This is a genomic window from Streptomyces sp. NBC_00440, from assembly GCF_036014215.1.
Lineage (GTDB): Bacteria > Actinomycetota > Actinomycetes > Streptomycetales > Streptomycetaceae > Streptomyces.
Genome location: NZ_CP107921.1, coordinates 2,561,477 through 2,574,473 on the forward strand (window position 1 = coordinate 2,561,477; position 12,997 = coordinate 2,574,473).

Genomic DNA, 12,997 nt, shown 5'->3' on the forward strand with positions numbered 1-12,997 from the left:
CCATGACCACGTACACCCCGCGTTCGAAGCGCCGCCGCGCGGCAGTGCGGACGGCGGCCTTCATGTCGCCCTGGCTCATCGGGTTCAGCGTCTTCTTCGTGTACCCGCTGGTCTCGACCGTCTACTTCTCCTTCACGAAGTACGACGGCTTCAGGGCCCCGTCCTTCAACGGCCTGACGAACTGGACGTACGTCTTCACCGAGTACCCGGACTTCTGGCCCGCGATGCGCAACACGCTCTGGCTGGTGGTCGTGATGGTCGCCTGCCGGGTGGTGTTCGGGCTCGGCATCGGAATGCTGATCACGAAGATCAAGACGGGCGCCGGGATCTTCCGGACCCTCTTCTATCTGCCGTATCTCGCGCCGCCGGTCGCGGCGACGCTGGCCTTCGTCTTCCTGCTCAACCCGGGGACGGGGCCGGTCAATTCGATCCTCGGCGACATCGGGCTGCCGACACCCGGCTGGTTCACCGACGCCACCTGGTCGAAGCCCGCGCTCACCATGCTCGCGGTGTGGGGCATCGGCGACCTGATGGTGATCTTCATGGCCGCACTCCTCGACGTACCGAAGGAGCAGTACGAGGCGGCGGAGCTGGACGGCGCGTCGGCGGTGCAGCGCTTCCGGTTCGTGACGCTGCCGAACATCTCGCCGATCATCATGTTCGCCGTGGTCACCGGGATCATCCAGGCGATGCAGTACTACACCCAGCCACTGGTGGCCGGGAAGGTCGCTTCGGGCATCATCGGCGGCTCCGGGCAGCAGTTCCAGCCCGGTTTCCCCGACAAGTCCACGCTGACCCTGCCGCAGCTCGTCTACACGCTCGGCTTCCAGCGCTTCGACTACGGCTCCGCGTGCGTGGTCGCGCTCGTCCTCTTCGCCCTGGCCATGGCATTCACCGCACTGCTGATGCGGCGCCGCAGCGGGCTCGTACAGGCAGGTGACTGACCGTCATGACACAGCTCACCCAGGTCGCAGAGAACCCCCCGGTCCGGGGCCGGGAAGACGACGCCGATGACTCCGCCCTGCGGACCGCCCGCCGCAAGACCCTGCTGCACTGGATCGCCGTGCACGCCCTGGGCGTGGCGGCGGCGCTCTTCTTCGTGCTGCCGTTCATCTTCGTGATCCTCACCTCGCTGATGAGCGACCAGCAGGCACTCACCCGTGACCTGTGGCCGCACACCTTCGAGTGGTCCAACTACCGCAAAGTGTTCGACACTCCGGGCTTCCTGTCCTGGTGGCGGAACACCCTGCTGTACGCGGGCCTCGGCACCGTACTGACCGTGGTGTCGTCGCTGCCCGTGGCGTACGCGCTCGCCAAGTTCCGCTTCCGCGGCCGGCATCTGTCGCTGATGCTCGTCATCTCGATGATGATGCTGCCGCCGCAGGTCGTCATCATCCCGATGTACCTGTTCTGGGCGAAGCAGCTGGACCTGTCGGGCACGCTCTGGCCGCTGATCATCCCGATGGCGTTCGGTGACGCGTTCTCCATCTTCCTGCTGCGGCAGTTCCTGCTGACCATCCCCAACGAGTACATCGACGCGGCCAGGGTCGACGGCTGCGGCGAGTTCCGCACGCTGCTGAAGGTCATCGTCCCGATGGCCAGACCGGGCATCGCGGCCGTCGCGCTCTTCCAGTTCTTCTACGCCTGGAACGACTACTTCGGCCCGCAGATCTACACCTCGGAGAACTCGGCCGCCTGGACGCTCTCCTACGGCCTGGAGTCCTTCAAGGGCGCACACCATACCGACTGGAATCTGACCATGGCCGCGACCGTCCTGGTCATGGCCCCTGTGATCCTCGTCTTCTTCTTCGCACAGAAGGCATTCGTCGAGGGCGTCACACTGACCGGAGTGAAGGGTTAGCTGAAATGAAGCTCGCAGTAGTGGGGGGCGGATCCACCTATACGCCCGAACTCATCGACGGCTTCGCGCGGTTGCGGGACACGCTGCCGATCAGTGAGCTGGTGCTCGTCGACCCCGCGGCCGACCGTCTTGAACTGGTGGGCGGCCTCGCCCGGCGGATCTTCGCCAAGCAGGGGCACCCCGGGGTCATCACGACGACGTCGGACCTCGACGCGGGTGTCGCCGACGCCGACGCGGTCCTGCTCCAGCTGCGCGTCGGCGGCCAGGCCGCCCGGCAGCAGGACGAGACCTGGCCGCTGGAGTGCGGCTGCGTCGGGCAGGAGACGACGGGCGCGGGCGGCCTCGCCAAGGCGATGCGCACGGTACCGGTGGTGCTGGACATCGCCGAGCGCGTACGCCGCACCAACCCCGATGCCTGGATCATCGACTTCACCAACCCGGTGGGCATCGTCACCCGGGCGCTGCTCCAGGCCGGGCACAAGGCCGTCGGGCTCTGCAACGTGGCCATCGGCTTCCAGCGGAAGTTCGCCGCGCACCTCGATGTGGCGCCGTCCGACGTGTTCCTCAACCACGTGGGGCTCAACCACCTCACCTGGGAGCTGGGTGTCCGCCTGGGCGGCCCCGACGGCGAGGACGTCCTGCCGAAGCTGCTCGGCGAGCACGGCGACGCGATGGCCGACGACCTGCGGCTGCCGCGCTCGGTCCTGGACCGGCTCGGGGTGGTGCCCTCGTACTACCTGCGCTACTTCTACGCGCACGACGCGGTCGTCAGGGAGCTGGGCAGCAAGCCGTCGCGGGCCGCCGAGGTCGCAGCGATGGAGAAGGAACTGCTCACCATGTACGGCGACCCGAAGCTGGACGAGAAGCCCGCGCTGCTCGCCAAGCGGGGCGGCGCCTTCTACTCGGAGGCGGCCGTCGACCTGGCGTCATCGCTGCTGGGGTCGGGAGGATCCACGTACCAGGTGGTCAACACGTACAACAACGGGACGCTGCCGTTCCTCCCCGACGACGCCGTGATCGAGGTGCAGGCGACGGTGGACGGCAGTGGCGCGACACCGCTGGCCGTGCCCGCGCTGGACCCGCTGTACGCCGGTCTGGTCGCGAACGTCACGGCGTACGAGGACCTCGCCCTGGAAGCCGCGCTGCGCGGCGGCCGGGACCGGGTGTTCCGGGCGCTGCTCGCGCACCCGCTGATCGGGCAGTACGCGTACGCCGACGAGTTGACGGACAAGCTCATCGCGCACAACCGGGAGCACTTCGCGTGGGCCTGACAGCAAGTGTGCTGGCGATCGACGCCGGCAACAGCAAGACGGACGCTGCCGTCATCGCGGCGGACGGCACCGTCCTGGGCCGGGGCCGCTCCGGCGGCTTCCAGCCGCCTTTGGTGGGGATCGAGGCGGCGCTGGACGTGCTGGCCGTCGCGGTCGAGGCAGCGGTGGCTCAGGCGGTCGCGGGGGCGGCTGCGGCACACGCGGGGGCTTGCGCCGTGCCGGGGGGAAGCAGGGGCGTCGCAGCTGGTGGGAGCGGTGGCGCGGGTGAGGGCGGTGCGGCTGGTGGGATGGGGGTCAGTGGCGCGCGTGAGGGCGGTGCGGCTGGTGGTGTTGTTCTTCCGCCGTACGCCTCGTTCGTCTCCGCCTGTCTGGCCAATGCCGATCTCCCGGTCGAGGAACGGGACCTGGCCGCCGCCATCCAGGCACGCGGCTGGGGCCCGGCGGTCGAGGTGCGCAACGACACCTTCGCGATCCTGCGCGCGGGCGTGGACGAACCACGCGGGGTGGCCGTCGTGTGCGGGGCCGGCATCAACTGTGTCGGGATGACACCCGACGGACGCACCGCCCGCTTCCCCGCGATCGGCCGCATCTCCGGCGACTGGGGAGGCGGCGGCGGTCTGGCCGAGGAAGCGCTGTTCCATGCGGCGCGCGCCGAGGACGGGCGCGGCGGGGCCACCGAGCTGATACGGACGGTGCCCGCGCACTTCGGGCTGCCGACGATGTACGCGGTGATCGAGGCGCTGCACCTCGGCCGCATCCCGGTGGAGCGCAAGCACGAACTGGCACCGGTCCTCTTCGCGACCGCGGCGGCCGGTGACCCGGTCGCCCGCTCGGTCGTCGAGCGGCAGGCGGAGGAGGTCGTCTCGCTCGCCGCGGTGGCGCTGGGCCGGCTCGGCCTGCTCGACGAGGAGACTCCGGTGCTGCTGGGCGGGAGCGTACTGGCCGCACGGCACCCGCAGTTGGACGACCGCATACGGCAGCTGCTGGCCGACCGTGCGCCGAAAGCCGTCCCCCGGGTGGTGTCGGCCTCACCGGTGCTCGGCGCCGCTCTGCTGGGTCTTGACCGGATCGCGGCCCCGGCGGCGTCCTACGCGCGGATCCGGGAGCAATACGCCTGAGGGCGCGGCCCGATGGGCGGAGGGGGTTGTGTCCCGATGGCGCGGAGGGGTTGTGATCCGCGTGGAGCGGGGCACAACCCCCTTTCCGTACGCCCCTGATGTGCGCGTTCCGCCCGGACGGCACGCCGGTGCCACCCGAGCGGCGGGGCTGGAACGGGAACCGAATCGGTCCGGGAGGCGTATTCAAGGTGAGGACGTCGCGGAGCGGGCGCGGCACAGGCGGGACAGGCGGGACAGCAGCGGGGAAAGGCTTGGGAGGCTCCTGGCGGAGGGCAGGAGACGGATCGATTCGATCAAGATCCGGCCCATCCGGGTGTGCGGACCGGGCCGCTGCGGCCATACTGCTGGCCGGGCACTTGTCTTCGCGTGCCCCTGAGTTCATGAACAGTCAGGGCGTTCGTGAATGGGGAAGTTCGTGGGAAGCGCCAAGGACAGCCGCGCCGGATCGTGGAAGACCGCTCGCGAAAGACCGGTCCGAAGACCGATCGTTTGGACGTAGACAGGGGGAGGTCGAGTGGTACACCCGCCGAGCGGGGGCACAGTGCAGGGTCCACCGCCCGCGCAGCCGCCTCCGCCCACGTCACCCGTGCGCGTGCCCGCGCCGCCCGCGCAGGCCCCCGTGCCGCCCGCGCGACGCAGCGCCTGGGCAGGGTCCCGGGACCGGCTGCGCGCCGCCGCGACCACCGAGCCGGGCCGGCTGTGGATCATGGGGACGCTGGTGGCCGCGCTGGTCGTGGCCTTCGGAGCGGTGACCGCCTTCGAGATCTCCGACCGGGCGGCCTCCGCCGATGACGTGGTCAGCCGCAGCCAGCCGCTCAGCGCCGACGCGGCGAACATCTACCGCTCGCTGGCGGACGCGGACACCGCGGCGGCGAGCGGCTTCCTGGCGGGCTCCGTGGAGCCGGCCGATGTTCACGCGCGGTACGACAGCGACATCACGACGGCGTCCCGGCTGCTGGCGAAAGCCGCTTCCCACACGGACAGTTCCACCGAGTCGGGGCGCCAGATCGCCCAGCTCAACGAGCAGCTCCCGCGCTACACCGGTCTGGTGGAGCGCGCCCGCGCCAACAACCGGCAGGGACTGCCGCTCGGCGGCGCCTACTTGCGGTACGCCAACCAGCAGATGAGCACGGTGCTGCTGCCTGCCGCGGAGAAGCTCTACGAAGCCGAGACGGGCCGGCTGTACGACGACTACGACTCGGCCGCGCTCTGGCCGTACTTCGGCACCGTGGTGGGGCTGCTGGCCCTGGGCGGCCTGCTCTATGTCCAGCGGCGCAACTACCTGCGGACGAACCGGGTGTTCAACCACGGCCTGGTCGCCGCGTCGGCCGCCTCCGTCGTGGTGCTGCTGTGGCTGGTGGCCGGACACCTGGTCGCGGCCGCCGACCTGGACACGTCGCGGACGCACGGCCAGGAGTCGCTGAAGGTGCTCAACGACGCGCGCATCAGCTCGCTGAAGGCCCGCTCCAACGAGAACCTCACGCTGGTCTCGCGCGGTTCCGTCCTGACCAAGGACGGCAAGCACGACCAGTACGAGTCCGACTACACCAAGGACATGGCCGCCCTGGTCAGCGGGCTCGACAAGGCGAAAAGCCTGGCCAACGACAAGGCGGGCAGCGCGCCCGTGAAGGCCGCGACGGACGACGTGGCCACCTGGAAGGCCCGTCATGCCGCAGCACGCCGCACGGACGACAGTGGCGACTACGACCACGCGCTCACGCAGGTCATCGGCAGGACGGGCTCGACCGGCCAGTCCTTCGACCAGGTGGACGCGGCGCTGGACCAGGCGCTCGGCCATGAGCAGCAGGAGTTCACCCGGGCCGCGTCGGACGGCCGGGGCGCGCTGGCCGGGCTTCCGGTGGGCGCGGCGGTGCTGGCCGTGCTGGGCGCCGCGGCCGCGGGGCTGGGCATCAGCCGCAGGCTTTCGGAGTACAGGTGAGCAGGGGCCAGGTGAGCAGGGGCCAGGCAGGCAGGGGCCAGCAGAATTACGGCCGGGCGACCGACGGCCAGGAGAGCGACGGCCAGGAGAGGAGGCGCAGCGTGCGGAATCCGAGGACCGGCAGGCTCCACGGCTGGGGCGGGGTCACGGCGATGGCCGCGGCATGTGCGCTGACCGCAGCCGCGGCCGCGACCGTGCTCCCGCTCGTCCTGGGCAGCGGCTCAGGCAACGGTGCGGGGTCCGGCGACCGTGCGCAGCCGGGCGGCCAGAGAGTGGCGCAGGCCTCGCCCGCGAAGGCCGATACCTGCACCGACCCGGAGGCGAGCCTCACACCGTCCGGCGCCGACGGCCCCACCATCGACCGGATCAAGAAGGCCGGCCACCTCGTCGTCGGTGTCGACCAGAACAGCTACCGCTGGGGATACCGCGACCCGGCCACCCGCAGACTGGACGGCTTCGACATCGCTCTCGTCCGGGCCATAGCGAAGAACATCCTGGGCAGCGAGGACAAGGTCACCTACCGCGCCATCCCCACCAACGAGCGGGTCGAGGCCCTACAGGACGGCAAGGTCGACATCGTGGTGCGGACGATGACGATCAACTGCGAGCGGGCGAAGCAAGTCGCCTTCTCCACCGCGTACTTCCAGGCCGGCCAGCAGGTCCTGGCGCCCAAGGGGTCGACGATCAGCGGGTACAACACGTCGCTCCAGGGCAAGCGGGTCTGCACGGCGACCGGCTCGACGGCGTACGACGCCCTGAAGGCCAAGTCGTACGGTGCGGTCTTCGCCGACACACCGACCGAGCAGCGGACCGTGCCCAACCAGCTGGACTGCCTGGTCAAGCTCCAACTGGGCCTGGTCGACGCGGTGGTCACCGACAACGCCCTGGCGGCCGGCCAGGCGGCACAGGACCCGGCCGTCGACCTCAAGGGCCAGCCGTTCACCACCGAGTACTACGGCGTGGCGACGAAGCTGGGCAACGACGATCTGGTGCGCCGGATCAACCAGGTGCTCGTCGACTACCGCGCGGGCGGCGACCAAAGCCCCTGGATGAAGGCGTACAGGAAGTGGCTCTCGGCGGATCTGAAGGGAATCGAAGCACCTCCCGCACCGAAGTACCGGTAGCGGTCGGGGATCGTTGGGCCGGGTACTGGTGAACAGGACCGGTGGACAGCGACCGGCGAACAACGACCGGTGGGCCGAGTACCGGTAGAACCGAGCGGTCATGGGCAGAACTTGACACTGTAGGCAGCAGCACACGACACAGGCACCACACGACACAGGCAGCACACGACACACGCGGCACAGGGCAGCGGAGCGGAGAGGTGATCGATGGGCGTCGCGGGTTCCGCCCCCAGCCCCGGCAGGCCGGGGAGCGCCCCCGGGCCGGTGATGGACCGGGACGAGGTGGACCGTGCGCTGGCGCGGCTCGGCGCGGAGCACGAGGCCATCGAGACCTCGCTCCTCGCCCTGCAGGACCACGCCGGGCGCCGGCTCCTCGAAGGCGCCGAGCTGACGGGGGTCACCAAGGACCGCTGGGCCGCCACCGAGCAGTCGATCACCGTGCTCTGGTCGTACTTCGACGCGTACGCGAAGGCGCTGGAGGAGGCCCGTACGCTGCGGTCCCGGCGGCGCTGGCCCGGCCAGGAGGACCTGGCCGAGCTCACCGGTGTGCTGCGCGGCCGGGGCATCACCCTGGCGAGTACCGCCGCCCAGCTCCCGGCCGCCCTCACCGGGCCCGCAGGACTCACCGAGCGCTTCTCGCTCGAAGAGCTGGTGACCCGGATGAACGGGCTGTACGCGCAGTCGCTGGACATGATCGTGGCATCGGACTCGGTGTGGTCCGCGCTGCCCGCCCGGATCGACCTGCTCTCGGCGGAGCTGGCGCGCACCCGTTCGCTGGCGCACTCGGTCGGCGTGCGCCCCGGTGAGCACCCGGCGGGCGACGACCTGGAGTCGATCACCCAGGAGCTGGCCGCGCTGCGTGCCGAGGCGATATCCGACCCGCTGGCCTACTGGCTTCCCACACAGGGCAGTTCGGCCCCGGGCGGCGGACGGGCCGACACCGGGCGCTACGACCGTGCGGCCCGCGCCCTGGAGGAGATCCGCCGCGAGATCGACGCGGTACTCACCGTCCGCCAGGACGCCGAGCAGCGGCTGCTGCGGCTGCGGGACGTACTGACGCGCGCGGACCGCACACTCACCGAGGCCCGATCGGCGCGCGGTGAGGTGCTGGCGAAGATCGCCGCGTCCGAGGTGCCCGCGGTGAGCGGCCCTTCGACGGTGCTCCAGGAGCAGCTGCGGGCCGCCGCCGAGTACCGCAGGCACGCCCAGTGGCACCGGCTCTCCCCGCTCCTGGAATCCCTGGAACGGGAAGCCGATGACGAACTGCGGCGCGCCCGCGACTCGCTGTCCGCGGTGACCGCGCCGCTCGCCGTCCGCGCGGAGCTGCGGGGCCGGCTGGACGCGTACCGGGCGAAGGTCGCCCGGCACGGAATGGCGGAGGATCCCCTGCTGATCGAGCGGTACGACGCGGCCCGCAGAATGCTGTGGAGCGCGCCGTGCGATCTGCGCGTCGCCGAACAGGCGGTGCTCCGCTATCAGCAGGCCACGGCGGAGGTCCTCGTCCCGAGACAGGGCGGGCCCGCCGACCACAGGGGGAACGCGTGAGGGATGCGGGATGAGCGAACAGCAGGCGTGCCAGCGGCCCGGGTGCGAGGGCAGCTATGAGGACATGGGCGGCGGCGAGCTGTACTGCGGCACCTGCGGTCTGGCGCCGGTGGTGTCGCCCACCGGCCTGGTGAGTTCACCGCCGACCGGGATCGCCGGTGCCGGCCGCGGGAGCAACAGCGCGCGCTCCGCCAGCGCTTCGGTGCGCGGCGGCTCCGGTTCGTCGTCCCGTTCTGCCCGGTCGTCGTCCCCTTCTGCCCGGTCGTCATCCCGTTCTTCGACCTCGCGCAGGTCGGTCTCCGGGCGGCTCTCGCGCTCCGTGTCGGGACTGGGTTCGGGGCGTTCCGTCTCGGTGCGCAGCTCCGGGACTTCGGCGAGTTCGTCGGGCCGCAACCGGCTGGGCGCCGGTCTCGTGTCGATCCCCGATGTGCCGCGTCCCGATCCGCAGTCCGCGGTGATGGCCAACCCCGAGGTACCGGAGCGGAAGCGGTTCTGCTCGCGTTCCGACTGCGGTGCCCAGGTGGGCCGTTCGCGCGGTGCGCGGGCCGGACGCACGGAGGGGTTCTGCACCAAGTGCGGCCACCCCTACTCGTTCGTACCGAAACTGAACACCGGCGACGTCGTGCACGGACAGTACGAGGTGATGGGCTGTCTGGCCCACGGCGGTCTGGGCTGGGTCTATCTCGCCGTCGACCGCGCCGTCTCCGACCGCTGGGTGGTACTCAAGGGCCTGCTGGACACAGGGGACCAGGACGCGATGGCCGCGGCGATCTCGGAGCGGCGCTTCCTCGCCGAGATCGAGCACTCCAACATCGTGCGCATCTACAACTTCGTGGAGCACCTCGACCAGCGGACCGGCTCCATGGACGGCTACATCGTCATGGAGTACGTCGGCGGCAAGTCGCTCAAGGAGATCGCCAACGAGCGGCGCGGGCCGTCCGGCAGGCGCGACCCGCTGCCGGTGGAACAGGCCTGTGCGTACGGGATCGAGGCCCTGGAGGCGCTCGGCCATCTGCACAGCCGGGCACTGCTGTACTGCGACTTCAAGGTCGACAACGCGATACAGCAGCAGGATCAGCTGAAGCTCATCGACATGGGCGCGGTGCGCAGGATGGACGACGACGAGTCGGCCATCTACGGCACGGTCGGCTACCAGGCGCCCGAGGTCGCCGAGGCCGGGCCGTCGGTCGCCTCCGACCTGTACACCGTGGCGCGCACCCTCGCGGTGCTGACCTTCGACTTCCAGGGCTACACGAACGTGTTCGCGGACAGCCTCCCCGACCCGGACAACATCGAGGTGTTCCGGCGGTACGAGTCGTTCTACCGGCTGCTCGTACGGGCCACGGACCCGGACCCTGCTCGCAGGTTCGCATCGGCGGCGGAGATGGCGGAGCAGCTCACCGGTGTGCTGCGGGAGGTCGTCGCCATCCAGACGGGACGGCCGCGGCCTTCGCTGTCGACGCTGTTCGGGCCCGAGGTGCGGGTCACCGACACCGCGCTCTTCGCCGAGCTGACCGGGGACGCGTCCCTGCTCGGCGCACGCGAACTTCCCGTCGGCCGCCGCGGAGCAAAGTCCATCCGGAGCAACCGGAGCAGCCCGAGCAACGGGGGCAGCAACCAGGTCTCCGTATCCGGCGGCCATGGCTCCGCGCCCGAAGCCGGGACCGGGGCCGGGGCCGTCACCGCCGTCGCGTATGAGCCCGCCCAGGCAGGCTTCCCCGCACAGCGCCAGGCGGAGCCGGCCGCGCCGTTGGCCGCCGGACCGGCGGCGGTCGCGTCCGGCCGGTACCTCGCCGAGTTCGAAGCAGGCGCCACCGCACTGGCGTTGCCCGTGCCGCGCATCGACCCGCACGACCCGAACGCCGGTCTCCTGGCGGGCCTGATGGCCGCGGCGCCCGGCGAGCTGATCACCGCGCTGGAATCCGCGCCCACCCCGTCGCTGGAGCGCAGTCTCCGCCAGGCGCGGGCCCTCCTCGACAGCCGGGACGCGTACCCCGCGGTCGAGATGATCACGGACCTGGAGACCGAGTACCCCCACGACTGGCGGGTCGTCTGGTACCGCGGACTGGCCTCGCTCGTCACCGGCGACCGGGAGACGGCCGCGCTCTCCTTCGACGCGATCTACGACGCGTTCCCGGGTGAGCCCGCCCCGAAGCTGGCGCTCGGTGTCTGCGCGGAGGTGCTCGGCCAGCTGGACAACGCGGCGGAGTACTACCGCCTCGTGTGGACGACCGACCCCAGCTATGTCAGCGCGGCGTTCGGCCTCGCCCGGGTGCAGCTCGCGGCCGGTGACCGCACCGCGGCCGTGCACACCCTGGAGTCGGTCCCCGAGGCGTCGATCCACTACACGGCGGCGCGCGTCGCCGCGGTGCGCGCCCGGCTGCGCCGCCGTGTCCCGACCGACCCCCTGGTGGACGATCTGCGGTCGGCCGCGGACCAGGTGGCGGCGCTCCAGCAGTTCGGCCTCGACGCCGTGCGGCGGGAGCAGCTCACCACCGAAGTACTGGGCACCGCCCTGGACTGGGTACTCTCCGGAGGCCGGGGCGGCCAGGTGGTGCAGTCCACCACCCTGCTCGGCAGTCCACTCGACGAGCGTGGCCTGCGCTTCGGACTCGAACGTTCGTACCGGGTACTCGCCCGGCTCGCCCAGCGCGGCGAGGAGAGGATCGACCTGGTGGAGCGGGCCAACCGTTTCCGCCCCCGGACGTGGGTGTGAATTGATGTCCCAGACGAATCTGGCCACGTGCCCCAGCTGCCAGGAGCCGCTGGAGCCCGGCGACTTGTTCTGCGGCGCGTGCGGGTACGACCTGTCGGCGGCGCCCGAGCCGCAGGCCGGTCACCCGGCGAACGCCGACGGCGGCGCGAGTCCGACGGGTGCCCCGCACGCCACCTGGCCTGCCGCCGCCGACCAGGACAGCTCCGGCAGCCCCGCGCCCGTCCAGGCCGGGTCCGATCTGCCGGGTATCACGTCGGACGGCGGTGAACTGCCCGCGGGCGTGCGGTTCGACGGCCCGCCGGCGCCCGAGGAGTACGCGCTGCCGGCCCCGGACCCCCGGGCCGCGGCCGCTGTGCCGCCCGCCCCGGCGGAGGGCACAGCCGAAGGAGCAGCACAGGTAGCAGCCCAGGGCACAGCGGAAGGCACAGCGCACGCCGCAGCGAAGGTCTGCGTCGCCTGCCGTACCGGCCGGATCGACGGCGACGGCTACTGCGAGAACTGCGGCCACGCCCAGCCGCGCGAACGTGACCACATGGAACAGGAGCTGGACGCGGTGGCCGCGGTGAGCGACCGCGGATTGCGCCACCACCGCAACGAGGACGCGTTCGCGGTGTCCTCGGTGGGCCTGCCGGACGGTTCGGCCGCCACCGTGGCGATCGTCTGCGACGGGGTGTCGTCGGCGACCCGCCCCGACGAGGCATCAGCCGCTGCGGCAGCGGCGGCCAACGAGGCGCTGCTGACCTCCCTGCCGGCGGGCACCCACCCTCAACAGGCCCTGCACGAGGCGATCATCGCCGCGTCGGAGGCGGTCAACGCCCTGGCCAACGAGCCGGCCGGAGCCATGGAGCACGACCGGCACCGCCATCAGAACGCCCCGGCCTGCACCCTGGTCGCCTCCATCACGGTGGGCGCCCTGCTCGTCGTCGGCTGGGTGGGCGACAGCCGGGTGTACTGGGTGCCCGACGACCGCACCGCCCATCCGTCCCGGCTCACCGAGGACGACTCGTGGGCGGCGCAGATGGTAGCCAACGGCCTGATGGGCGAGGCACAGGCGTACGCGGACGAACGGGCCCACGCCATCACGGGCTGGCTCGGCGCGGACGCGTACGAACTGGAGCCGCACACGGCGTCCTTCGAACCGGACCGGCCGGGTGTGGTCGTGGTCTGCTCCGACGGCCTGTGGAACTACGCGGAGTCGGCCGAGCAGATGGCGCGGATCGTCCCGCCGGACGCGGCCACCCGGGCCCTGCACAGCGCGCAGGTGCTCGTCGGACACGCGCTCGACGGCGGGGGCCACGACAACGTAACAGTGGCTGTCGTGCCGTTCCCCATGCCACCGCAGAGGGCAGGATCCGGCCACGAGAAGGCGTGAAGGCATGAAGGCCACTCGTTCCCGTTCTCGTTAACTTTGTTGACATTGCCG

At 71.2% G+C, this 12,997-nt stretch carries 9 protein-coding genes; all 9 read left to right on the forward strand.

Annotated features, from left to right (window positions below):
- Positions 1 to 2 precede the first annotated feature (2 nt).
- The 9 genes from OHB13_RS11370 (at position 3) to OHB13_RS11410 (ending at position 12,946) form a co-directional block, all read left to right on the forward strand.
- Positions 3 to 944 carry a carbohydrate ABC transporter permease gene (locus tag OHB13_RS11370; RefSeq protein ID WP_266856970.1) on the forward strand — a complete coding sequence of 314 codons (942 nt, stop codon included), beginning with the start codon at positions 3 to 5 and terminating at the stop codon, positions 942 to 944.
- Positions 945 to 949: 5 nt separating this feature from the next.
- Positions 950 to 1,861, forward strand: coding sequence for a carbohydrate ABC transporter permease (locus tag OHB13_RS11375; protein ID WP_328376971.1), 912 nt, complete (start codon positions 950 to 952; stop codon positions 1,859 to 1,861).
- Between the two features lie 5 nt (positions 1,862 to 1,866).
- Positions 1,867 to 3,132, forward strand: coding sequence for a 6-phospho-beta-glucosidase (locus OHB13_RS11380; protein ID WP_328376972.1), 1,266 nt, complete (start codon positions 1,867 to 1,869; stop codon positions 3,130 to 3,132).
- Positions 3,123 to 4,250 (forward strand): N-acetylglucosamine kinase, encoded by a 1,128-nt coding sequence (locus OHB13_RS11385; RefSeq protein WP_328376973.1) that lies wholly within the window; start codon positions 3,123 to 3,125, stop codon positions 4,248 to 4,250. Before OHB13_RS11380 ends, OHB13_RS11385 begins: the two co-directional genes overlap by 10 nt.
- A gap of 514 nt (positions 4,251 to 4,764) precedes the next feature.
- Positions 4,765 to 6,189, forward strand: coding sequence for a hypothetical protein (locus tag OHB13_RS11390; protein ID WP_328376974.1), 1,425 nt, complete (start codon positions 4,765 to 4,767; stop codon positions 6,187 to 6,189).
- A gap of 152 nt (positions 6,190 to 6,341) precedes the next feature.
- Positions 6,342 to 7,313 carry a glutamate ABC transporter substrate-binding protein gene (locus OHB13_RS11395; RefSeq protein ID WP_328380268.1) on the forward strand — a complete coding sequence of 324 codons (972 nt, stop codon included), beginning with the start codon at positions 6,342 to 6,344 and terminating at the stop codon, positions 7,311 to 7,313.
- Between the two features lie 207 nt (positions 7,314 to 7,520).
- Positions 7,521 to 8,858, forward strand: a complete 1,338-nt coding sequence (locus OHB13_RS11400) for a hypothetical protein (RefSeq protein WP_328376975.1) — start codon at positions 7,521 to 7,523, stop codon at positions 8,856 to 8,858.
- Positions 8,859 to 8,868: 10 nt separating this feature from the next.
- Positions 8,869 to 11,574 (forward strand): serine/threonine-protein kinase, encoded by a 2,706-nt coding sequence (locus tag OHB13_RS11405; RefSeq protein WP_328376976.1) that lies wholly within the window; start codon positions 8,869 to 8,871, stop codon positions 11,572 to 11,574.
- A gap of 4 nt (positions 11,575 to 11,578) precedes the next feature.
- Positions 11,579 to 12,946 carry a PP2C family serine/threonine-protein phosphatase gene (locus OHB13_RS11410; RefSeq protein WP_328376977.1) on the forward strand — a complete coding sequence of 456 codons (1,368 nt, stop codon included), beginning with the start codon at positions 11,579 to 11,581 and terminating at the stop codon, positions 12,944 to 12,946.
- Positions 12,947 to 12,997: the final 51 nt, after the last annotated feature.

Excerpts from the sequence above, each read along its gene's own strand:
- OHB13_RS11370 (WP_266856970.1), top strand. The coding sequence starts at position 3 with ATGACCACGTACACCCCGCGTTCGAAGCGCCGCCGCGCGGCAGTGCGG.
- OHB13_RS11375 (WP_328376971.1), top strand. The coding sequence starts at position 950 with ATGACACAGCTCACCCAGGTCGCAGAGAACCCCCCGGTCCGGGGCCGG.
- OHB13_RS11380 (WP_328376972.1), top strand. The coding sequence starts at position 1,867 with ATGAAGCTCGCAGTAGTGGGGGGCGGATCCACCTATACGCCCGAACTC.
- OHB13_RS11395 (WP_328380268.1), top strand. The coding sequence starts at position 6,342 with ATGGCCGCGGCATGTGCGCTGACCGCAGCCGCGGCCGCGACCGTGCTC.
- OHB13_RS11400 (WP_328376975.1), top strand. The coding sequence starts at position 7,521 with ATGGGCGTCGCGGGTTCCGCCCCCAGCCCCGGCAGGCCGGGGAGCGCC.
- OHB13_RS11405 (WP_328376976.1), top strand. The coding sequence starts at position 8,869 with ATGAGCGAACAGCAGGCGTGCCAGCGGCCCGGGTGCGAGGGCAGCTAT.
- OHB13_RS11410 (WP_328376977.1), top strand. The coding sequence starts at position 11,579 with ATGTCCCAGACGAATCTGGCCACGTGCCCCAGCTGCCAGGAGCCGCTG.